Origin of the sequence: Streptomyces sp. BE20 (assembly GCF_036322525.1) — a bacterium.
Lineage (GTDB): Bacteria > Actinomycetota > Actinomycetes > Streptomycetales > Streptomycetaceae > Kitasatospora.
Genome location: NZ_JAQYWW010000614.1, coordinates 1 through 389 on the forward strand (window position 1 = coordinate 1; position 389 = coordinate 389).

Genomic DNA, 389 nt, shown 5'->3' on the forward strand with positions numbered 1-389 from the left:
GGGGGGGGGGGGGGGGGGGGTGGGTGTGTGTGGTGGTGTTTGGTGGGGGGTGTGGGTTTTGGGTGTTGTGGGTGGGTGTGGTTTTTGTTTTTGTTTTTGGGGTGTGTGTGTGGGTGGGGGGCGGGGGGGCCCCCCCCCCCCCCCCGCCGCCCCCCCAGGCCCCCCCCCGCCACCAAGCCGCCCCCGCCCCCCCCACCCCCCACCCCCCCCCCCCCCCCCCAAAAACAAAACCAAAAAAAACAAAAACCCACAAAAACACAAAAAAAAAAAAAACCCCCCCCCACACCCCCCCCCCCACCCAGCCGGCTGAAAAAAAAAAAAAAAAAAAAAACCACCAAAACACCCCCACCAACCAAGAAACAAACAGGAAAAAACCAAAACAAACCAAC

General features: G+C 60.4%; 1 protein-coding gene. It reads left to right on the top strand.

Annotated features, from left to right (window positions below; all coding sequences use genetic code 11):
• Positions 1-62 precede the first annotated feature (62 nt).
• The coding region (locus tag PUR61_RS45305; protein WP_329878741.1) for a hypothetical protein at positions 63-389 on the top strand (327 nt) is incomplete at its 3' end.